We start from the raw sequence: 21,540 nt of genomic DNA, 5'->3' as shown, positions 1-21,540 counted from the left end.
AAAAACCCTATTAATCACAGTGGGAATGGTCCCAGTCGCTTTTTACTTCCACTGCTATCCCGAGGGGAGAGTCTTCAATACAAGATTGAAGATGAGGCCTGTAATACACGCCGGAGTAATACTCCCAATTAGTTTATGTTAGTTTTTCACTAATTATTAGGAGCAGCGAAGCGGTTATACTTATGATGGGTCAACAGCTTGTTGTTCTGATAGAAGCAGTTTAATTCTTTTAACTTTATCCGAAGCCTGAATTAAAAATTCTCTGTTTTTATTTTTCTCTAAAAATAAATCGTATGCTATATTCAAACAAGCGATAATGGCTATTGTCTGTGCCGGCTGATCCGGCAATTCATCTTTGGTCTCTTCCATAACTTTATTAACATAAATAGCCAGCTCTTTTGCTATTTCTTCATTTTCAACAAGGAGCGAATACTCTTTGTCAAATATTTTTATTTTCAGCTTCTTTTTTTCCATCAGTATTTTTTGCGCCAACCCACGAACAAATTATTTAAGAACTAATTGATTTATCTTTTCCTCAAAATAACCATTAATTTATTCTGAAGATAAGTGTTTATCTATTCTATTAATTAAATCTCTGATTTTACTTTTAATTTCTTCCCGTTCTTCTAAATTTAGTTTTGATTTTTCCTCCGATTTAAGTTTTGATTCTTCTAATTCTGATTCCAGCTCAGAAATTTTTTGATGAAGAAGGTTTTTATCCTGTTGAATTTCGTTCAGTGATACTTCTAATTCTTTGTTTCTGCCAACAGTATCGCTGTATTTATTTTTCAGAATCTCTACCTGGGATTCTAATTTTCCAAGATCGCCTATTAAAGTTTCGTATTTAGCCAGATCAACCAACTATTTACCTCTCAATGTTGCATTAAATTGTTTTGTGACTTTACCTATTAAATTTTGAAAATCCTTATCAACTTCTTCATCAGTTAAAGTTCTGCTGTAGTCATAATACTCTAAATTGAATGCCATACTTTTCTTATCATCACCGATCTCTTTAGATTCAAAAAGATCAAACAACTCAACTGATTTTAGGATTTTATCGCTTTCTTTTAAAATAAATTCCTTTACTGAGGAATAATTTATGGATTTATCGAATAAAAAAGCAAAATCACGATAAACTTTCGGGTATTTTAACAGTTCGCTGAATGCTCTTCGCAATCCAGTTAACTTCTGAATCACTTCCAAATCACTCTCAAACGCATAAACTGGCTGAGTTATATCAAAAATTTTAAGAACATTCTGATTCAGCTTGCCGCCAGTTCCAAACACTGAATCTTTAAAGTTTACGGTGAATTGATAATCGTAAATCTTATTTTGTATTGAATTATAAGAATCATTTAAAACATAGTCAAGCGAAATTTTAGATAAAAATGAATTAACCATGCCCTTTAAATCATAAATATCATATTCGATTTCACCTGTATACCACTGTCTAGTATTCTTTTTACCTGAAAGAATAAGTAATAATTTCTTTTTTTCCTCGAAATCCTGAAACGCATTTAAGTTTTCTTTTAACATTTTAAATGTGTTTCCAATTTCAAAAACCGCTAAATCCTTCTCACCCTTTTTAATATTGTTGGAAACAGCAGAAAGTGCTGAAACAACCAAAGATGTCCTCAGAAAAGCCATATCCCTGCTTTGCGGATTAGTTATCTCGATCGGATCACCGGTTATTTTCGCTTCAGTTTCTGATCGTAGTGGATTGTTGACCATTTCGTTAAAGCCAAGAGATAAAATTGTCTCTCTTATTTTTTCTTCAAATTCAAAATCGTCTTTTCTTTTATGAAGAGTTATGCTCACCTTTTCAATTACAGGAATTTTTTCATAACCTGCAATCCTCGCCACTTCTTCAATTAAGTCAACTTCCCTTTCGATATCCGGTCTGTAAGAAGGGATAATTACTTCGAGTGATTCACCCATATCTTTTAGCAAATTGATTCCAAGCTTTTGTAAGATTCTCATCACTTCAGATTTCGGAACTTCATAACCAAGCAACTTATTCATCCGGTTTAGCCGGAGAGTTATTTCTTTCTGCCGGACTTTGGTTGGATATTCATCAATAATACCTTTAGCAATTTCACCACCAGCTATTGAAGCAATTATCTGTGCAGCTCTTTGAGCAGCATAAACTGTATTTGATGGATCGGTTCCTCTTTCAAATCTGTAGGATGAATCAGTCGATAGTTGTAACTTTTTGGAAGTCCTTCTGATTGAAGTCGGATTGAAATATGCAGATTCAATCAAAATGTTTTTAGTGGTTTCTGTTACTTCGGAATTTTCTCCACCCATTACACCCGCAATGGCAACTTCACGTTTTCCATCGCATATCATCATTGTTCCGGCTGGTAAAATTCTTTCTTTAGAATCTAAAGTTGTAAACTTTAATTGGTCCTGAAGACTTTTTACAACAATCTTCTTTCCCGATACTTGATCCAGGTCAAATGCATGTAACGGTTGTCCCAATTCATGAAGAATAAAGTTCGTAACATCGACGACATTATTTATTGGTCTTAGACCAATTTTCTTCAATTTATTTTTCAGCCATTCAGGAGATTCTTTGATGGTAATTCCTGCGACAACTTTGGCAGAGTAACGCGGACAGTTTATTTTATCTTCAATCTCAACACTTGCAAGCTGTTTGATCTCCTGTTGTGATTCCTGAAAATCTAATCTTGGTATTCTTAAATCGCGATTGAAAATTGCAGCCAGATCACGTGCAACTCCGATATGAGAAAGTGCATCCGGACGATTTGGAGTTACAGCAACTTCAAGAATTACATCGTTCAATCCAAGTGCTTCGCTTATTGTTGTTCCCGCAGAAAGGTTTTCATCAAGAACTAAAATTCCAGAATGATCATCGCTTAATTCAAGTTCATCTTCAGCGCAGATCATTCCGTTGGATTCTATACCACGTATCTTAATTTTTTTCATTTCCATATTTCCATTTGGAATTATGGAACCAATCGGTGCAAAAACAACGTTTTGTCCTTTTGCAACGTTTGGTGCTCCACACACAACCTGTAAATCTGAACTTCCATCAAAAACAGTACAGACAGTCAGCTTATCTGCATTAGGATGTTTTTGTACATCTTTTACTAACCCGACAACCATTCCGAGATACTTTTTATTTTGGTCTTCGTAATCCTCAACTTCAAGTCCGGACATAGTTAACTTTTCGATTAGCTCATCAGTTGAGATTCCATCAAGGTTAACATATTCTTTAATCCAGTTTAAAGAGATCTTCAAGAAATTTTCCGTTTAAAATTGTTTGAGAAAACGCAGATCATTTTCAAAAAATATTCTTATATCATCAATTCCATACTTCAGCATTGCAATTCTTTCGATACCCATTCCGAAAGCATATCCGCTGTATTTTTCCGAATCATAGTTGACATATTTAAATACGTTTGGATCAACCATTCCGCAGCCAAGAATTTCAAGCCAGCCGCTGTATTTACAAACTCTGCATCCTTTTCCGTTACAGATGTAGCAGGTGATATCCATTTCAGCACTTGGTTCAGTAAATGGGAAAAAGCTTGGTCTGAATCGGTACTTCAATCCTTCACCATAAAATTGCTCTGCGAAAGCTACAAGCGTTCCCTTCAATTCGGCAAACGAAACATCAGTATCAACATAAATTCCATCAACCTGGTGGAACATACAATAGCTCCTTGAACTGATTGCTTCATTCCTGTAAACACGGCCGGGCATTATCGCTCTTATCGGAGGTTTTTCCTTTTCCATAATTCTGATTTGAACCGGAGTTGTGTGCGTGCGCAGTACAAACTTTTCACCAACAAAAAAAGTATCCTGCATATCCCTCGCTGGATGATCCGGAGGAAAGTTTAATGCTTCAAAGTTGTAATAATCGGATTCAAGTTCGGGACCATCGTAAACAGAAAAACCAAGTCCTTTAAAAATTGATTTTATTTCAGTAAGAGTTTGCGTGAGAATATGCCTGCTTCCCAGCTTAATAGTTTTTCCGGGAAGTGTTAAATCTATTTTTGATGAATCTAAAGTTTTAGTGGACTCAATCGATGATTTCTTCTCATTGAATAATTGATTTGCATTATTCCTGAGATTGTTCAGCAGTTTACCGAATAACGGTTTCTCTTCTCCGGTAAGAGCTTTAAGATCATCGAACAGTTTCGTAATAATTCCATTTCGGCTGAGGTATTTAATTCTAACTTGTTCAAGCTCACCCGGTGCTGAAACCTTTTCAATTTCCAGGCTGAAGTCTTTACTGATTCTCTCTATTTCGGAGATCTGCATAAATGGAATTACCGAATATTTAAAAAAATACCCTCAAAGAAAATTTAGCCTTTCAATGAGGGATGAAATTAATTAGCAGCGAACTTAACAAGTTCAGAGAAAGCGTCGGGATTATCAACTGCAAGATTAGCAAGAACCTTCCTGTTGATTACAACTCCCTTTGTATCAAGAGCATTTATGAATTTTGAATAGCTCAGTCCATGAGGTCTGACTGCAGCGTTTATTCTTGTAATCCATAACTGTCTGTAGATTCTCTTTTTTGATTTTCTGTCACGGTATGCGTGAACGAGACCTTTCTCAACAGCATTTTTGGCTACCGTCCAAACGTTACCACGATTACCCCAGTAACCTTTAGCCAGTTTTAATACTTTTCTTCTTCGTTTTCTTGAAGCAACGTTATTCTTTGCTTTTGGCATTTTACTATTCCTTTATCGTTATTGAACCATTAAACTTACTCTTTTTTGGTCGGCTTCTGATACTAACGTAGCCTTCCTTAACTGTCTTTTTCTCTTTGTAGATTTTGAAGACAGAATATGACTTTTATAAGCCTTATTTCTTTTAAATTTTCCCGAAGCAGTTTTCCTGAAAGTTTTGGAAGCACCCCGGTTACTCTTCATCTTTGGCATAATTTAATCCTAGTTTTATTGTTGTTTTTTCTTTCCTTTTTTTGAAACGGGAACCACAATCAAACTCATATTTCTACCTTCCATTTTGGGCTCCACTTCCACCTTCGCAACGTCCTGAACTCTTTCCAAAAATCTTTTCAGCAACTCTTCTCCTTGTTCAACGTAAGCCATTTCTCTTCCTTTAAATACAACCGTCGCTTTTACTTTATTTCCTTCCTCCAAAAAATTTACTGCGTGTCTTGTCTTAAAATCAAAATCGTGCACATCAGTATTTGGATGGGATCTAATTTCTTTAAGAACAGAAACCTGCTGATTTTTCTTCTGAATTTTTTCTTTCTTCTGCTGTTCGTATCTGAATTTTCCGAAATCAATAATCTTACACACAGGAGGTTTTGCCTGCGGTGCAATTTCCACAAGATCTTTTCCTCTTTCACTCGCCAATCTTCTGGCGTCTTTAATTAAAAATACTCCAAGCTGTTTTCCATCTGAATCAATCACTCTGACTTTGGATGCCTGGATGTCTTCATTAACGTTGATATTATCTACTTGAGCGATGTATGACCTCTTTAATTTGTTGAGTAATCTTTATTTTTAATTTCGGTAGCAAGTTTATCAATAAAATCGGATATTTTAAATGCACCAAGGTCACCTTTTTTATGCTGTCGGACTGAAATATTCGATGCACTCTGCTCCTTTTCACCAACTATGATCATATAAGGAACTTTCTGGGTTTCCCAATCCCTGATTTTATAACCAATTTTTTCGTTTCTTTCATCTAACTGAGTACGAATTCCTGCCTTAACCAATTCCTCATTTACAGAACGTGCATAATCAAAAAAGTTTTGAGATACAGGAATAACAACTGCCTGCACCGGAGCCAGCCACAAAGGAAAATCTCCGGCATAATGTTCTATTAAAATTCCGAAAAATCTTTCTATTGATCCAAGCAATGCACGATGAACCATAAACGGTCTGTGTTCCTTTCCATCCTCGCCAATATATTTTATCTCGAATCTTTCAGACATATTAAAATCAAATTGAATGGTGCTTAATTGCCATTCTCTTCCAAGTGCATCTTTTATTTTGATGTCGATCTTTGGACCGTAGAATGCACCGCCACCTTCATCCAATTGATAAGATAGATTTTCTGCTTCAAGAGCTTTTTTTAATGATGCAGTTGCTCTATCCCAAAGCTCAACTTCACCAACCGAGTCTTCAGGTTTAGTAGCGAGATAAAAATTCATCTCTGTAAAACCGAAAGTGCCAAGAATCATTCGTGCAAAATTTAAAGTCCGTCTGATCTCTTCTTCAATTTGTTCGTGTGCACAAAATATATGCGCATCATCCTGTGTGAATCCTCTGACTCTTAATAAGCCATGAAGAACACCACTCTTTTCGTATCGATAAACAGTTCCCAGTTCAGCCCATCTTAATGGAAGATCCCGGTATGAACGAAGATGCGATTTATAAATCATAATGTGAAAAGGACAATTCATTGGTTTGATGTAATAATCCTGTTCATCGATCTTCATTCCGGAATACATACTATCTTTATAAAAACCAAGATGACCACTAGTTTCCCACAACCAGCTTTTTCCCATGTGAGGAGAATAAAGAAATTCATATCCATTTTGCAGATGAGCATCACGCCAATAGTTTTCTATCTCCATTCTGATGCGTGCACCTTTCGGATGCCAGTAGATCAACCCTGCTCCGGCTTCTTCGTGTATGCTGAATAGGTCAAGCTGTTTACCAAGTTTACGATGGTCTCTTCTTTTTGCTTCCTCAAGAAAATGGATGTAATCATCAAGCATTTTCTTTTTTGGAAACGAGATGCCATAAATTCTTTGCATCTGCTTATTGTGCTCATCACCGCGCCAGTACGAACCAGATACACTCAGCAGTTTTACATATTTAATTTTTCCTGCTGATGGAAGATGAGGTCCAGCATAGATCAGTAAAGTCACCTTCGCTATAAGTGCTGATGACTTCACTGTTTTCGTCGAGCTCACTTAAAATTTCGAGCTTGTATTGATCGTCCTGCTTCTTAAAAAATTCTACAGCTTTTGCTTTTGGTAATTCAGTTCTCTCAAACCTTTTATCTTCTTTAGCAATCAATTCCATCTGGTGTTCAATCTTACGAAGGTCTTCTTCATCGAGCTTTTTGTTTATATCAAAGTCATAGTAAAAACCATTCTCTATCGCCGGACCAACGCCAAACTTCGCTTCGGGATACAGTGATTTGATTGCATGAGCCATCAAGTGAGATGATGAATGCCAGTAAACCTCTTTTCCTTCTTCATCATCAAATTTAAGAAACTTTATATCAGCATCTTCGTTTATCGGTCTTTGCATATCTATGACGTAACCATTCACTTTTGCAGCAAGTGCTTCATTGGCAAGTCCATCTGAAATAGCGCTGGCAATTTGATACGGAGTTACTCCTTTATCAAACTCTCGATACTTACCATCTGGAAATTTTATTTTTATCTTATTCATAAACTTCTATAAAAAAACCTACCGGATTGTTGCACAAATCAGAACACAATACTCTCCGGAAGGTGTTGTGGGCTATAAAGGATTCTTCCCAAGAAATGTCTTTGGCAGAACCTTTGACCTTCTTAAACTTTGTGGGCTCTAAAGGATTCGAACCTTTGACCTTCTGCACGTCAAGCAGACGCTCTAACCAACTGAGCTAAGAGCCCGGATTAATTAACAATTTAGAATGTAGAATTACGAATTGTAAATTCTAAATTATTCATTATACATTATTTATGGTACCGAGGGCCGGACTCGAACCGGCACGGGAACAAGTTCCCACAGGATTTTAAGTCCTGTGCGTCTACCAATTCCGCCACCCCGGCAATAGCACTAAAATAGCGAAAAACTTTAATTTTGAGCCTGTAAAAATAAATAATGACATCCCATTTTGCAAAAAAAAGATTATTGCCCAATGACTAACTAAATTTGGATAAAGAAGTGGTTAAAATTCTTCCTGAAATACATTACTTGCTTAGTACTTAGTGGTTTTCAATTTTAAGAATAGGAAGAATGAATTTCTCTCTAATGAATAGAAGACTAATTCAAACCTTACTTTAATTTAATTAGGACAAATTATCCTTTCCACCTCTGATGGCATCTACTTTGCTCGAGTTCATATTTGCCAAACTGAAATACTGCGAATAAATTTGCTTACCAAAGATTTTTGGAAACGAATTTGAATTAAAATCTGAAAGGAGTTAGTATTGGTGAAAAAGTATAGTGAATGGCTAAAGAATACGTACACAAGTTTCAAATCGAAAAACCCCGAACGCAAAAAAGAGTTTACCACCGCATCCTTTTCTCCGGTTAAGGAATTATATACTCCAGTAGATGTGTCAGGAAATTACGATGAAAAATCAGGTTACCCAGGTGAATATCCTTTTACGAGAGGAATACAACCGACAATGTATCGAGGCAGATTCTGGACAATGCGTCAGTATGCAGGTTTCGGGACTGCTAAGGAATCAAACGAAAGATATAGATATCTTTTAGGACAGGGACAGTCAGGTTTATCTGTTGCTTTTGATCTTCCAACTCAGATTGGTTACGATAGTGATGATCCGATTGCTTATGGTGAAGTTGGTAAAGTTGGAGTTGCTATCGACACACTCGCTGATATGGAAATTCTTTTCGATAAAATTCCACTTGATAAAGTATCTACATCGATGACCATCAATGCTCCTGCTTCTGTTTTACTTGCGATGTACATTGCAGTTGCTGAGAAGCAAGGTGTAACACGAGATAAAATCAGCGGTACTATTCAGAATGATATTTTAAAAGAGTATATCGCCAGAGGCACATACATCTATCCGCCAAAACCTTCGATGAGATTAATTACAAATATTTTTGAATATTGCTCAAAGGAAGTTCCAAAGTGGAATACAATTTCAATCAGCGGTTACCATATTCGTGAAGCTGGTTCGACTGCAGCGCAGGAGGTAGGATTCACTCTCGCAAATGGAATAGCATACGTGGATGCTGCAATTAAAGCCGGACTTGATGTTGATACTTTTGGTCAGCGTCTTTCATTCTTCTTCAATTCTCACAACGATTTGCTGGAAGAAGTAGCAAAGTTTCGTGCAGCCCGAAGACTGTGGTCAAAAATTATGAAGGAAAGATTCAAAGCGAAGAATCCAAAATCGATGATGTTAAGATTCCATACACAAACTGCAGGTTCAACACTTACCGCTCAGCAAGTTGATAACAATATTGTTCGAGTTACAATTCAAACATTAGCTGCAGTACTTGGCGGAACTCAAAGTCTTCATACCAATTCACGTGATGAAGCATTAGCCTTACCAACTGAAGATTCAGTAAGAATTGCATTGCGGACCCAGCAGGTTGTTGCGGAAGAAAGTGGTGTAGCAAATACTGTTGATCCGCTTGCAGGATCATACTATGTAGAAGCAATGACGGATCTTATTGAAAAAGAAGCAGATGAGTATATTGATAAGATTGATTCAATGGGTGGAATGACTGAAGCAATCGATGCAGGTTTTGTTCAAAATGAAATTCAGAAATCGGCTTACAAATATGAAATGGAAATTGAAGAGAACGAAAGGATAATCGTTGGTGTAAATAAATATCAGATAAAAGAACCGGAACATAAAGACTTGCTGAAGATTGATATGAAAGTTCAGGATGAACAAATCAAATTCCTGAAGCAGATCCGATCAAAAAGAAATAATGATGAAGTAAGACAAAAACTCGAAGCGCTTCGTAAAGCTGCTGAAGGAAAAGATAATTTAATGCCGTTCATACTCGATGCAGTAAAAGTTTATGCAAGTATCGGCGAAATCTGCAATACTATGCGTGGTGTTTTTGGTGAATACAAAGAACACGTGGTTATTTAATTTAGAATGTATAATTCATAATGTATAATGAAGGATTAAAATGAATTTAACTCACATCGAACATATCGGAATTGCTGTTAAGAGTTTAGATGATTCAATAAAATTTTATGAAGATGTTCTCGGTTTAAAATGCTATGCTGTTGAGGAAGTTGCAGATCAAAAAGTAAAAACAGCTTTCTTCCAGATTGGACAAACAAAAATAGAATTGCTGGAATCTACTGATCCAGATGGTCCAATCGGAAAGTTCATTGAAAAACGCGGTGAAGGAATTCATCATATCGCTTATGCAGCTAAAGGACTTGACTCATCATTAAACGATTTAAAAAACAAAGGAATTAAGTTGATCGATGAAAAACCACGCAGAGGTGCTGAAGGTTTGAACATAGCCTTCCTTCATCCCAAATCAACATTCGGAGTTCTTACAGAATTATGTGAAAAACCGATGTGAACATTTTACCGTTCACATAAAAATTAAAAAATATTTTTAATCCTCGAAAGATTACCAATGGCAATACAGGATAAAATAAAAGAGCTGATGCAGCTTCGCGAACAAGCAAGACTTGGCGGTGGCGAAAAACGCATCGACTCTCAGCATAAAAAAGGAAAACTCACCGCACGTGAACGTATCGATCTTCTGCTAGATGAAGGAAGCTTTGAAGAATTTGATATGTTCGTCTCTCACCGAAGTATTGATTTCGGTCTCGATAAACAAGCTTACCTTTCGGACGGAGTAGTAACCGGTTACGGAACAATTGATGGAAGATTGGTATATGTCTTCTCTCAGGATTTTACGGTCTTCGGCGGTTCTCTTTCTGAAATGTATGCTCAGAAGATTTGCAAGATAATGGACAAAGCGATGAAAGTCGGTGCTCCAATTATCGGAATAAATGACAGCGGTGGTGCGCGAATTCAGGAAGGAGTTAAAAGTCTAGGAGGTTATGCTGAGATTTTTCAGAGAAATATAATGGCTTCAGGAGTTGTTCCGCAGATCTCAGCAGTATTTGGTCCTTGTGCTGGTGGTGCAGTTTACTCCCCTGCTTTGACTGACTTCATCATTATGTCAAAAGAAACAAGTTATATGTTTGTAACAGGACCGAAAGTCGTTAAGACTGTTACTGGCGAAGTGGTTGATGAGGAACAGCTTGGTGGAGCGATGGTTCATGGATCGAAATCAGGTGTTACTCATTTCGTTGCTGATACTGAAGAGGAAGGAATCCAGCTAATAAGAAAACTGCTTAGCTACTTACCGCAAAATAATCTCGAGGATCCACCGGTAATTCCTTGCACAGATCCGATCGACAGGTTGGAAGATCATTTAAATGAAATTGTTCCGGAAAATCCAAGCAAACCGTACGATGTGAAGGATGTTATTCATTCAGTTGTTGACTATAATGAATTCGTTGAAGTTGGAAGACATTTTGCACCAAATATTGTAACCGGATTTGCAAGATTCAACGGAATGCCTGTCGGTATTGTTGCGAACCAACCAAATTATCTAGCAGGTGTATTGGACATAAATTCATCAAGAAAAGCTGCGAGGTTTGTACGTTTCTGCGATGCATTCAATATGCCGATTGTAACTTTTGTTGATGTTCCCGGTTTCTTACCAGGCACTGCACAAGAGTACGGAGGTATAATTATTCATGGTGCAAAATTACTTTTTGCATATGGTGAAGCAACCGTTCCAAAAGTTACTGTGATTTTGAGAAAAGCTTATGGTGGTGCATACGATGTAATGAGTTCGAAGCATCTGCGCGGAGATATTAATTATTCCTGGCCTGCTGCAGAAATTGCTGTAATGGGTCCTAAAGGTGCAATCGAAATTCTTTACAGCAAAGAATACAATGATATCAAAGATCTGGAAGAGCGTATGAAATTCCTCCAGCAAAAAGAAGAAGAGTATAAGAAAAAATTTGCTACTCCTTATGTTGCAGCTAAGTATGGATACATAGATGATGTGATTGAACCAAGAAATACAAGATTCAGAGTGATCAGGGCATTGGAATCGCTAAAGACAAAAAAGGATAATAATCCTCCGAAGAAACATTCCAACATTCCACTATAGAAAGGTTGAAAATGTTTTTTTTACAAGCTCAACAAGTGCTGGCAGATACGCTGAGCAAAACCGGTAAATCAGAATTCTTCAAAGAAGTTGATCCGTTCGGTTTGGGAATGACGGTAATCGGTTATGCCATTGTATTCATTGCATTGCTCCTGCTTTACATTGTGTTCTACAATATATCCAAAGTACTTCAACTTAAGATAAGAAGATTTCTTCGTAAAGAAGGGGTAATTGATAAGGAGAAAAAAGATGTCTCGATTCCGGGTGAAGTGAATGCTGCCATTGCGATGGCGCTGCATCTTTACTTCCAGGAAATGCACGACGAGGAATCAGCCATTCTTACAATCAACAGAGCTTCAAAAATTTATTCTCCGTGGAGCTCGAAGATTTACGGTTTAAGACAACATCCAAGATAAGGAATATCATCGATGAAAAATTTTAAGTTTACAATTCAGGGCAATAAATACGATGTTAAGGTTCTTGACGTTGAAGAAAATATTGCCGAGATAGAAGTTAACGGAACAATTTATAAAGTTGAGGTAGATAGAAAAATATCGGCAACTAAAACTCCAAGACTTGTCCGTTCAGTTGCAGTACCTTCAACTGAATCTGTTCCGTCACAAATGAAAACAAGTGCACCTACGGCACCAAAAGGAGCGGGATTTATCAAATCGCCATTACCAGGTGTAATATTAGATGTTCATGTTCGGGAGGGAGATAAAGTTACTCCTGGAACAAAACTAATTACACTTGAAGCAATGAAAATGGAAAATAATATTAATGCTGATAAAGCAGGGACAGTTAAATCACTTAAAGTACGAAAAGGCGATAGTGTACTTGAGGGCGATATATTAATCGAGATTGGTGAATAACTATGGGTGGTTTTTTTGAATTTCTGAATCACGGTATAACCCAATTTTTCCGTTACACGGCTTTCGCAAATATGACTACAGGTCATATTGTTATGATAGCAGTCGGATTGATATTTATTTATTTGGCTATAACAAAAGAATATGAGCCACTTCTGCTAGTTCCAATCGGCTTCGGTATTTTAATAGGAAATATTCCCTTCTTACAGGAAGCAAACCTTCAGCTTGGAGTTTATGAACCTGGAAGCGTGATGAACTATCTTTACTTTGGAGTAATCAAAGGTGTATATCCTCCGCTTATATTTCTGGGTATCGGTGCAATGACAGATTTTTCAACACTGCTATCAAATCCTAAATTGATTTTACTTGGAGCAGCTGCACAACTGGGAATATTTGGTGCGTATATGCTTGCCTTGCTACTTGGATTTATCCCTGAGCAGGCTGCTGCTATCGGAATTATCGGCGGTGCAGATGGTCCAACAGCAATATTTTTATCATCCAAGTTAGCCCCAGAATTGATGGGTGCAATAGCTGTATCTGCTTATTCTTATATGGCACTGGTTCCTGTAATCCAGCCTCCGATAATGAAGCTGTTAACAAATGACAAAGAACGCAGGATCAGGATGAAGCCTCCCCGCTCAGTATCCAAAACTGAAAAAGTAATGTTTCCGATAGTCGGATTGCTGTTGACCACTTTCATCACACCGAGTGCATTGCCCTTGCTTGGCATGCTTTTCTTTGGAAATCTTTTAAAAGAAAGCGGAGTCACTAAAAGACTTGCAGATACAGCAAAAGGTCCCCTAATCGACATAGTCACAATACTTATTGGAATAACAGTCGGAGCTTCAACACAAGCTACTACTTTTCTTACAGCAAACTCGATCGGAATTTTTGGACTGGGTGCTTTGTCATTTATGATAGCAACTTTCGGAGGTGTGGTTTTTGCGAAAGTGATGAACTTATTTCTCACTGATGAAAATAAAATCAATCCGCTAATTGGTAACGCGGGTGTATCAGCAGTTCCCGATAGTGCAAGAGTATCACAGATAATCGGACTTCAATACGATAAGACAAATCATTTACTTATGCACGCAATGGCACCTAATGTGGCTGGCGTTATTGGTTCTGCGGTAGCTGCGGGTATTTTGATGTCGTTCTTACTTTAATATAATGGAACACGAATCGTACTGATCAAACGGATAATGACTGATCAAAATAATTTGTTTGAATATAAGTGGTCTGCAATTAATTATATCTGTGCTGATCAGACCAATCTGCGTATTCAGCGTTCTATTATTTCTTACGTTTTCGCTTCCGGGCGGGAATAGTAATAATAATATTTGTAGTACGAACCGTATCCTGACTTATAGCTAAAGTTATTAAGAACGGTACCGAGGAATTGAGTATTCTCCCTTCTGATAAGTTCAACTGAACGCTCCATCATATCGATTTCAGTATTTTCTGAAGAAACAACCAACAAAGTACCATCTACCATACTTGTAAGGATTTCACTATCCGTAACTGCAATGATCGGTGGTGAATCAAGAATTATTAGATCGAATTTATCACGTAAAGATTTCAGGAAATTTCTCAACTCCAGTGAATCAAGCATTTCGGCGGGGTTAGGAGGAATCGTTCCGGAAGGTATATAGCTGAGATTCGGAATATTCGATTTAACGAGTATCTCATCCAGTTTGGCTGCACCCACAAGATGGTCGATCAATCCAGGAACTTTATCCCTGTTGAATAATTTATGAACAGATGGCTTTCTCAGATCGCAATCAATAAGAAGAACTTTCTTTTTTGAATGAGCAAAACTTCCGGCAAGGTTTGCTGCTATCGTTGTCTTTCCTTCCTGCGGTGCTGAGGAAGTTATTAAAATAGATTTTAATGACTCAGTATTAATCCTGGAAAATTGAATACGCGTTCTCAATGCTCGGAACGCTTCACTCGGAATAGAATCCGGGAGCTTGTCAACGATAAATTGAATCGATTGATCACCAGCAATAGTGCTTTCGAAATGCGGTATCCACGCAAGCACATTTATCTTTCTGTTTTCAATATCGTCAGGTGATTTAACCGTATCATCAAAATAATTCTTAACAAATACATACCCGACTGCTAATCCTGCACCGAGTAAAAATCCAATGATAATTATAAGCTTGCGGTTTGGTTTTGACGGATATTGCGGAATTCGTGCTTCATCGATTATTAAAACATTTCCCGGCTGTGATTGTTCATTAATTAATGCTTCCTGGTATCTTTGCTCAATCATCAGGTAAAGTTTTTCGAGAGCTTCTGAATTTCTTTTAAGTCTTGCAAGCTCTATAGCATTTTTAGGAAGCTTCATAAATCTTGCTTCGTAGCCTTCAACAATTTTATCAAGTTCCTTTATTGATGTTTCGAGTGATTGATTTCTAACTTCCTCTGCAATAATCTTCTGAGTTAGCTCTTTACTTCTTCAGGACTGCTTGCAAAGATCCCTGCTTTCAATACTTCCAGCTCTTTATCAAGCTGCTTTCTTAATTCACTAATCTTTCTATCATATTCCTGTATCATTGGTGATTCCTCAGTTAAGCCGTCTTTCCTTAAATGGCAACCTGTTTATTAACTTCGAGTTTTGCAATCTCTTCCTGTATCGCTGTTATATATTTCTGAGAAGTGAGGCTTGTCAAATAATCCGCCATTCTCGGGTTCTGTGCCTGCAGTTCTTTTCTCAGATTCTCCAATACTTTATTCGACGCCATCAGGTCAACCTGTGTTGCACTTTTCTGAGCTTCAAATTGTGCAAGTACGCTGATAAGAGTTGATGCACGTTCATCGAGAGCTATCAGTCCTCCTCTTTCCTGGAAATCACGTAATGTTTCTTCTGCGGCATTCAACTCATCATATTTTTCTTTTCTCTGTTCATCAAGAAAGTTCGTGACAAGAGTAAGCTGATTTCGGTTCTGTTCAAGATTCAGAGTTTTGTATTGCTGTGCATAGACATTAGCGATTAGCGCAGCTTCAAAAGGTGATGGCGAAAGAGCGCTGATTTCTATAATATCCAATCCTCTTTTCTGGTCAATAGAAACATCACTCAGCGTAGCAGCAAGATCATCTGCAGTCTTTACAGTATTATCGGAGGCATTCTCAATTGCTTTATTATCCTTGAGAACAAAGTATCTGGATTTATCAGTATCTCGGTAAAAACTGTCAATTAATGTTACTGCAACCATTTGTCTTGCAGTAAAAGATCTCATTATTTCAATTTCATTAGCAATGAAACGATCATTACCCCATTCCTGGAATTCCGGAAGAAGAGGTGAAGTTAAAACACTTCCGCCCTGAGGTCTTGATATTTTTATCGCTGCAGTAGATTTATAAATATCTATTGCATTTATTGCATATATGAATGCGACAATAAGACCTGCGAGAGTAATTACTGCAACCGGTATCCAGTTAGCTCTTATTAATCTTATGTAATCTTTGAAGGTATTGGTTTGATGAATAGTCTGAACGTCCTGTTGTTCGTCTGCCATAGTATTATTAATTATTTGCTGTTATAATTAGAGTTGTTAATGAAAGTAAAACACCGACGATTGAAAGCGAAAGAGTCAGATAATCTTCCCAGTATAATCTTGGTCTTCCAGGTACGACAAGCACATCTCCGGCTTCCATTTTATAGATAGTTAAGTTTTGATTGAGATCTTCTTCCCACCAGAGATCTTCATAATTAAATTTCAACATTTGCTGTGTTGAGTCAGGCAGAGTTTTATAAATTCTGATATCATCAAGATAAGAATCATCCGAAATACCTCCTGCGTATGATATCAGATCCTTAATATCACTCTTCTGAGGAATTACGTATCTGCCCGGATATTTAACGTAACCCCAAACAGATACTTTTATATTCAATCCCTCCGGATCGGAGTAATCATAATACGCACCCTGGTTCTGACCCCGATAACTCTGACTTAAACCAAGCTGGTAGTCTTCCTGCTGTGAATATGTAATGTGCTGGCAGACAATCAATAAGGAAAAAATGGTAAGGATAATTCGCATCACAATTCTATTTTTTTGTTTTTATAAATTTATAGAATAAATCGACTCAATCAAATTTTAATGCTTTGTGAAATTTATTTTATAATTATTAAATGATGACTGATAATTAATGATTCAATTCAATATATTTGCCCCGCAAAAATAAAAATGAACTTTGCTATCCGGTTTAACATAGCGGTAAATTTAACCAACAGGAAACATTTATACGTATTCAATTGACTCCCGATTATATTTTCTGTTGTAAATCGTTACGTTCATTCTGGTATAATAATCGTGAATTTTTAACAACCTGAGAATTAAATCCAACTAAGGATGAGAACTTTATACTATCTGATTCTGGCGATTGCGTTTGCTTTTATCATTCCATTTAATACTGTTGCACAGGAAGCTGAAGAGCCTGTAAATTATTTTCAGATGGAACCCCTGGATGACAGTCTGTTCATTCAGATACAGGAAGCATTGTTCATCGATCCGCCGGATCCTAAAGCTGAAATTGTTGTCGACGTCCGCGATGCAAACAATCAAACAATATCAATTAAAGGAGCATTGTATCCATTCCTTGCTTTAGATCCGGAATTGAGAGCAAGGATTGTAACTTATCCCTTCAAGCTGAACCTAGAGGAAACAATTAATTACGGAAGTGTTTTTACCAGGGTAATAGATAAGCTTAGGTTTGATAAAATACTTAATCCCCCATCTGTGTTCCAGATATCCCCTACACTTGGGTACATAAATCCATTCCTGCAATTCCAGGGAGGAGAGAGATTCGGACTACCAATAAAGAAAGATATCGGACTTTCGTTTGGTTTCGGTACTCCATACTCCGGCGCACTTGAAACAAATTTTGCAGAAGCTAATTTCCATATACTTGGTTTCAGAGGTGGAGTTTTTCAAGCAGTAGATGCATTTGTTGAATTGAAAGGTTCAGAAAATCATAACAACCTGTTTGTAACAAATGGTTACCAATTTAGTTATGTAATTCCATTCGGTAACTTTTTTGAAATAGGATATCTTGGTGTCAGCGAAGACTTCACTGAAACACAGATACTTAAATATACAAAGCAGACAGTAAACAAAGACAACATCGTTTATAATCCGGACGGAACTATAAAATACCAGCCTTATCTTTTAACAGGTTCATACCTGAACTGGGAGATGCGTTACCCTGTGAAAGTTCTTGGAGCAACAAGAGGCAAGTTTTATGTCGCACAGTTCATAGATGAATGGCACATTGGGTTTACAGGACGTGAGCTTGCCCTTGCCGGAAGCGTTTTCGATTTACGTTTTGATGCAATGGTAAGCAGTCCGGTACGACAACCACAATATGTGCTTGATATTCTTGTTCAGAAAATATTTGACTACTGGGCATTTAGTACGATTTCTATAGGACCTAGTATAATTATGTCCAACACTAAAAGCGGAAGCTTTGGATTTACTTCGCTCTTTGCAAATCTCAGAATTAAAGTCGGAACATCTCTCTGATAACTAAATAATTCTTCTGAAAAAATTATTCACTATTTTTACACCATACTTTTTGACCTCACCCTTCTTTTCCCTCTCCTTACCAAGGAGAGGGAGTAAGGGAGAGGTTTCTCTCCATTGTTAATAGAGCAAAAGTGTTTCAGAATTAAAATATGACAAAACATTTCAATAAATCAATTGAAAAGACGAAACGAAGAAAGCTGCGACAAAATCAAACTGAAGCTGAAAAATTAATCTGGAGATACATAAGAAATAGACAATTACTCGGGTGTAAATTTAAACGTCAGTATTCTATTGACCATTTTGTAATTGACTTCTATTGTCCTGAATTGAAACTAGCAATTGAAGCGGATGGTGGGACTCACAATGAAACAGGAAGAAAAGAATATGATCTCAGAAGAGAGAAATATTTAAAAAAGTTTGGTGTAAGTTTCGTTAGAATTAAGGATGAAGAGTTGTTTGGAAATCCAAATAAAGCTTTTAATAAGATTGAGTATGCTCTAAAAAAATTGAAAGAAATCAAAATTTAAAGACAACCTCACCCTTCCTTTCCCTCTCCTTAGTAAGGAGAGGGATTAAGGGAGAGGTAAATAAAATGATAAATCAATTATCAAATATTAAAAAATTATTCTTTCTTGGAATAGCAGTTGCATCAACTAAACTGATGCTTTTGCTATTTGCTTACTTTTTCGATGCTGAAACTTATAACCGTTTCAACCAGATCTATTATACTGCTTCTATAATTATACTTTTCAGCTCACTGGGATTTAATATTGCTGTGACCCGAGTAGGTATTAGTCTGAAAATGGTTACCGCGGCAGTAGCAGTTAATGCTGTTGTTGTTTATTCAGCACTCCAGATAATCTCTTCACCATTTCATAATCTGCCCGAAATATTATCAATCGTTTCTTACAGTATTTTTATTTCGGTAACAGGCATTTTTATTTTTCAGCTATTGTTTTCCGGCAGATATAAAGATTATGTAATACTGACCATTTTATATTCGGTTCTCCATCTACTTTTAATCCCGGCTGTAATCTTTTTTGGAATTGATTTTATTGCTGCTTTACCTGCAGTAGGGATACTATGGCTTTTATCAGGACTTCCGAGATATATAAGAGCCAAGGAACCAGCATTTCAGAACATAACAGAATTTTACAAGATCGGACTATCTGCTTTTGTGATCAACTCAGCTGTATCGCTTGCTCTGGCTGCGGATAAGTATTTTGTGAACCATTTCTTTTCACTTGACCTAGCTAACTCATATACATTTGCCTGGGGACTTACAGCACCAATGTTCTACATCGGTGTTATCATAGAGCAATATCTTTTTTCCGAAACTAAACCAAGCAAATCCAATATTCTTAAAAAAGGATTTTCGCTTTCAGCATCACTGGTGACCATATATGCTGCGCTGGTGATTATAGTTGTTAACTTTTTCCCGGGATTGATTCCGGATTCGGTAAACTACAACTATGTTCTCCGCATCATAACGTTGATGATTACCGGTTATTCTATATATGTAATCTTCCACTTCCCTGTTAATGCATATCTCTTTAAATCATTGGGAACAGAGAAACAAAAAACTATTTCGCTATTCTTCAGCGTTATCATTCTATCATTCGTAATACTTTACGCAGTGATTATGCAGGGAGTTATTGAAGTAAGTTATCTCTGGCTGCTGATCATTACGTGGAGCTACATCTTCACGCTACTGATAACAAAGATATTAATAATGTTCAGGAAGACGGCTGATGAGGAACCTGTTACCACAATATCCGAAATAACGAACCTTGAACCCTGATAAGGTAGTTAAATATTCTTTACCGCTGTTTGTCCTCACGATTGCAAGCCGTTCAATTGAGGAGATAAGTTTTATTTATTACGCTGTGCCGGTAATGTGTGTGTTATTTATTGTAATTTGCTTGCAGCGAGTCAAAGGTCAAAGGTCAAAGGTCAAAAGTCAAGATGGAGATTCATCGCTTCCGCTCAGAATGACAGATTCTCTGTTTTCTGCGCTCAATAGAGAGACATTATTAATACTATTTCTGATCCCGGGAACCTGGTTCCTACTTACATCACTCTGGTCTTCATATCCTGACATATCAGCAGCAAGAGCGTTGTATTATATTTTAATTTCACTTGGCTGCTTATCTGCCGGAATATTATGGGTACGTTATTCTGAGAAAAATATTTTTGATTTCCTTCTTCCTGCAAATGTGGTGATAGTTTTGATCGCATCGTTCTCTTTAATAACCAACATACCGTCCGACAGTTGGACAGGAGGACACGGTAAAGGCTTTATGGGTTTCTTTGGGCATCAGAACCTTCTGGCGAGTGTCGTTCTGTTTACACTTCCATGTGTGTTCCATCAGGTTGTTATTCTGGTGAAGTCCAGATTCATAAACGTAGAATCATCAGATTCCCGACGCACTTCGTTTGCGGAAATAACAGAACATAGTGACTCGTCATTCCGGCGAAGTCCGGAATCTGAAATTACTTTTAACTACTCACTACTCAATACTAACCTGCCTACCGGACAGGCAGGCTTCATACCCCTTACTGCTTACAGCTTACTGCTTATTGCTAACTTACTTCTACTAACACTTACTTACTCCCGCGCATCTATTTTGTCACTACTCATTGGCGTATTTATTTTTCTGATATTAAATAAGAGTTGGAAAGTTCTTTCTTACAGTTTTATAGCTGCCGTAATTCTAACGAGCACAATCTATTTTACTCCTTCACTGAATCAGACTGTTGATAAAATAATCAAAAAGGATTTTCCCGAAGTTTATTCATCTAGAGTGTGGATGTGGGAGCCATCATATAAAGCAGCACTTGAGGGTGGACTATTTGGACTTGGCTACGGCATCAGTCATCCTGAAATCCGTTCCGGAGAATACAGTGATCGTTATGAAAACGGCAGACTCATCAGAGAAAAAGGAAATTCGTCGCTGGCTTTAGTTGAGGAAACTGGAGTAGTCGGATTGGTTCTGTTTCTTCTGCCGATCATATATGCGGTTAGAAAATTTATAATTTATAATGTAGAATTTAGAATGAATAGAAATAAACTAAATAATTATACATTATACATTTTAAATTCTTCATTATTCGCCTTCATCCTCCATGCTGAGTTCGAAGCCTGGTGGGTTGGGGTTGGTTCTGTTCAGCTGCCATTGTTTTACACTTATCTCGGATTATTTACAGGATACCTGCTGATCAGATTGGAATAGATGTTTTATAGTTTATTGATTATTTTAATGCATCAA

20 protein-coding genes, 2 tRNA genes and 1 pseudogene are annotated in these 21,540 nt (G+C 37.1%); 10 read left to right on the top strand and 13 right to left on the bottom strand.

What is annotated here, in order from left to right; genetic code table 11:
• Positions 1–180 precede the first annotated feature (180 nt).
• The 10 genes and pseudogenes from IPM14_15135 to IPM14_15090 all read right to left on the bottom strand — a co-directional run bounded on the left by IPM14_15135 (position 181) and on the right by IPM14_15090 (position 7,780).
• Complete coding sequence (locus tag IPM14_15135) at positions 181–477, bottom strand: cell division protein ZapA (GenBank protein ID MBK9099415.1); 297 nt, start codon at positions 475–477, stop codon at positions 181–183.
• Positions 478–552: 75 nt separating this feature from the next.
• On the bottom strand, positions 553–861 hold the full coding sequence (locus IPM14_15130; protein ID MBK9099414.1) for a hypothetical protein: 309 nt from the start codon (positions 859–861) through the stop codon (positions 553–555).
• A complete protein-coding gene (locus IPM14_15125) occupies positions 862–3,264 on the bottom strand; it encodes a phenylalanine--tRNA ligase subunit beta (GenBank protein MBK9099413.1) in 2,403 nt (800 codons plus the stop codon). It abuts the gene before it with no gap.
• Between the two features lie 12 nt (positions 3,265–3,276).
• A complete protein-coding gene (gene pheS, locus IPM14_15120) occupies positions 3,277–4,290 on the bottom strand; it encodes a phenylalanine--tRNA ligase subunit alpha (GenBank protein ID MBK9099412.1) in 1,014 nt (337 codons plus the stop codon).
• 68 nt (positions 4,291–4,358) lie between these two features.
• Positions 4,359–4,706 carry a 50S ribosomal protein L20 gene (rplT, locus tag IPM14_15115; GenBank protein ID MBK9099411.1) on the bottom strand — a complete coding sequence of 116 codons (348 nt, stop codon included), beginning with the start codon at positions 4,704–4,706 and terminating at the stop codon, positions 4,359–4,361.
• Between the two features lie 18 nt (positions 4,707–4,724).
• On the bottom strand, positions 4,725–4,916 hold the full coding sequence (gene rpmI / locus IPM14_15110) for a 50S ribosomal protein L35 (GenBank protein MBK9099410.1): 192 nt from the start codon (positions 4,914–4,916) through the stop codon (positions 4,725–4,727).
• Between the two features lie 15 nt (positions 4,917–4,931).
• The gene (locus IPM14_15105; GenBank protein MBK9099409.1) at positions 4,932–5,453 is read right to left on the bottom strand and encodes a translation initiation factor IF-3; all 522 of its coding nucleotides are present in this window, start codon (positions 5,451–5,453) and stop codon (positions 4,932–4,934) included.
• Positions 5,454–5,482: 29 nt separating this feature from the next.
• Positions 5,483–7,415: pseudogene (gene thrS / locus IPM14_15100) on the bottom strand (threonine--tRNA ligase).
• Positions 7,416–7,547: 132 nt separating this feature from the next.
• Positions 7,548–7,621, bottom strand: a tRNA-Val gene (locus IPM14_15095).
• A gap of 70 nt (positions 7,622–7,691) precedes the next feature.
• Positions 7,692–7,780: transfer RNA gene (locus IPM14_15090), tRNA-Leu, on the bottom strand.
• A gap of 381 nt (positions 7,781–8,161) precedes the next feature.
• Between IPM14_15090 and IPM14_15085 the strand changes: the two genes are divergently transcribed.
• From IPM14_15085 to IPM14_15060, 6 genes are read left to right on the top strand one after another with little or no spacing between them, the layout of a single operon-like run.
• Positions 8,162–9,811 (top strand): methylmalonyl-CoA mutase family protein, encoded by a 1,650-nt coding sequence (locus tag IPM14_15085; GenBank protein MBK9099408.1) that lies wholly within the window; start codon positions 8,162–8,164, stop codon positions 9,809–9,811.
• A 40-nt stretch (positions 9,812–9,851) separates the two neighbouring features.
• Positions 9,852–10,259 carry a methylmalonyl-CoA epimerase gene (gene mce / locus IPM14_15080; protein ID MBK9099407.1) on the top strand — a complete coding sequence of 136 codons (408 nt, stop codon included), beginning with the start codon at positions 9,852–9,854 and terminating at the stop codon, positions 10,257–10,259.
• Between the two features lie 57 nt (positions 10,260–10,316).
• Complete coding sequence (locus IPM14_15075) at positions 10,317–11,876, top strand: acyl-CoA carboxylase subunit beta (protein ID MBK9099406.1); 1,560 nt, start codon at positions 10,317–10,319, stop codon at positions 11,874–11,876.
• A gap of 11 nt (positions 11,877–11,887) precedes the next feature.
• Positions 11,888–12,289, top strand: coding sequence for an OadG family protein (locus IPM14_15070; GenBank protein ID MBK9099405.1), 402 nt, complete (start codon positions 11,888–11,890; stop codon positions 12,287–12,289).
• Between the two features lie 12 nt (positions 12,290–12,301).
• Positions 12,302–12,745, top strand: coding sequence for a biotin/lipoyl-binding protein (locus tag IPM14_15065; GenBank protein ID MBK9099404.1), 444 nt, complete (start codon positions 12,302–12,304; stop codon positions 12,743–12,745).
• Positions 12,746–12,747: 2 nt separating this feature from the next.
• On the top strand, positions 12,748–13,908 hold the full coding sequence (locus IPM14_15060; protein MBK9099403.1) for a sodium ion-translocating decarboxylase subunit beta: 1,161 nt from the start codon (positions 12,748–12,750) through the stop codon (positions 13,906–13,908).
• 134 nt (positions 13,909–14,042) lie between these two features.
• Here IPM14_15060 and IPM14_15055 read toward each other — a convergent pair whose 3' ends face one another.
• The 3 genes from IPM14_15055 to IPM14_15045 form a co-directional block, all read right to left on the bottom strand.
• The gene (locus tag IPM14_15055; protein ID MBK9099402.1) at positions 14,043–15,092 is read right to left on the bottom strand and encodes a polysaccharide biosynthesis tyrosine autokinase; all 1,050 of its coding nucleotides are present in this window, start codon (positions 15,090–15,092) and stop codon (positions 14,043–14,045) included.
• A 238-nt stretch (positions 15,093–15,330) separates the two neighbouring features.
• A complete protein-coding gene (locus tag IPM14_15050) occupies positions 15,331–16,263 on the bottom strand; it encodes a hypothetical protein (protein MBK9099401.1) in 933 nt (310 codons plus the stop codon).
• Between the two features lie 7 nt (positions 16,264–16,270).
• Entirely contained in the window at positions 16,271–16,786 is a 516-nt protein-coding gene (locus tag IPM14_15045) for an SLBB domain-containing protein (GenBank protein MBK9099400.1), read from the bottom strand.
• A gap of 312 nt (positions 16,787–17,098) precedes the next feature.
• Here IPM14_15045 and IPM14_15040 point away from each other — a divergent pair, with 312 nt between their 5' ends.
• From IPM14_15040 to IPM14_15025, 4 genes are all read left to right on the top strand, one after another.
• Positions 17,099–18,268 carry a hypothetical protein gene (locus IPM14_15040; GenBank protein MBK9099399.1) on the top strand — a complete coding sequence of 390 codons (1,170 nt, stop codon included), beginning with the start codon at positions 17,099–17,101 and terminating at the stop codon, positions 18,266–18,268.
• Between the two features lie 152 nt (positions 18,269–18,420).
• A complete protein-coding gene (locus tag IPM14_15035; protein ID MBK9099398.1) occupies positions 18,421–18,798 on the top strand; it encodes a DUF559 domain-containing protein in 378 nt (125 codons plus the stop codon).
• Positions 18,799–18,863: 65 nt separating this feature from the next.
• On the top strand, positions 18,864–20,072 hold the full coding sequence (locus tag IPM14_15030; GenBank protein MBK9099397.1) for a hypothetical protein: 1,209 nt from the start codon (positions 18,864–18,866) through the stop codon (positions 20,070–20,072).
• Positions 20,062–21,504 (top strand): O-antigen ligase family protein, encoded by a 1,443-nt coding sequence (locus tag IPM14_15025; protein MBK9099396.1) that lies wholly within the window; start codon positions 20,062–20,064, stop codon positions 21,502–21,504. The genes IPM14_15030 and IPM14_15025 overlap by 11 nt, the downstream gene beginning before the upstream one ends.
• Positions 21,505–21,540 lie beyond the last annotated feature (36 nt).

The sequence above is a fragment of the bacterium genome (assembly GCA_016716565.1).
GTDB lineage: Bacteria > Bacteroidota > Ignavibacteria > Ignavibacteriales > Ignavibacteriaceae > IGN2.
This window is presented reverse-complemented; position numbering and strand designations above follow the sequence as displayed.

Bases quoted from the DNA above. Each gene is read 5' to 3' on its own strand.
- IPM14_15040 (MBK9099399.1), top strand. From the start codon at position 17,099: ATGAGAACTTTATACTATCTGATTCTGGCGATTGCGTTTGCTTTTATC.
- IPM14_15060 (MBK9099403.1), top strand. From the start codon at position 12,748: ATGGGTGGTTTTTTTGAATTTCTGAATCACGGTATAACCCAATTTTTC.
- pheS (MBK9099412.1), bottom strand. From the start codon at position 4,290: ATGCAGATCTCCGAAATAGAGAGAATCAGTAAAGACTTCAGCCTGGAA.
- IPM14_15035 (MBK9099398.1), top strand. From the start codon at position 18,421: ATGACAAAACATTTCAATAAATCAATTGAAAAGACGAAACGAAGAAAG.
- mce (MBK9099407.1), top strand. From the start codon at position 9,852: ATGAATTTAACTCACATCGAACATATCGGAATTGCTGTTAAGAGTTTA.
- rplT (MBK9099411.1), bottom strand. From the start codon at position 4,706: ATGCCAAAAGCAAAGAATAACGTTGCTTCAAGAAAACGAAGAAGAAAA.
- rpmI (MBK9099410.1), bottom strand. From the start codon at position 4,916: ATGCCAAAGATGAAGAGTAACCGGGGTGCTTCCAAAACTTTCAGGAAA.
- IPM14_15065 (MBK9099404.1), top strand. From the start codon at position 12,302: ATGAAAAATTTTAAGTTTACAATTCAGGGCAATAAATACGATGTTAAG.
- IPM14_15075 (MBK9099406.1), top strand. From the start codon at position 10,317: ATGGCAATACAGGATAAAATAAAAGAGCTGATGCAGCTTCGCGAACAA.
- IPM14_15045 (MBK9099400.1), bottom strand. From the start codon at position 16,786: ATGCGAATTATCCTTACCATTTTTTCCTTATTGATTGTCTGCCAGCAC.
- IPM14_15070 (MBK9099405.1), top strand. From the start codon at position 11,888: ATGTTTTTTTTACAAGCTCAACAAGTGCTGGCAGATACGCTGAGCAAA.
- IPM14_15050 (MBK9099401.1), bottom strand. From the start codon at position 16,263: ATGGCAGACGAACAACAGGACGTTCAGACTATTCATCAAACCAATACC.
- IPM14_15055 (MBK9099402.1), bottom strand. From the start codon at position 15,092: ATGAAGCTTCCTAAAAATGCTATAGAGCTTGCAAGACTTAAAAGAAAT.
- IPM14_15030 (MBK9099397.1), top strand. From the start codon at position 18,864: ATGATAAATCAATTATCAAATATTAAAAAATTATTCTTTCTTGGAATA.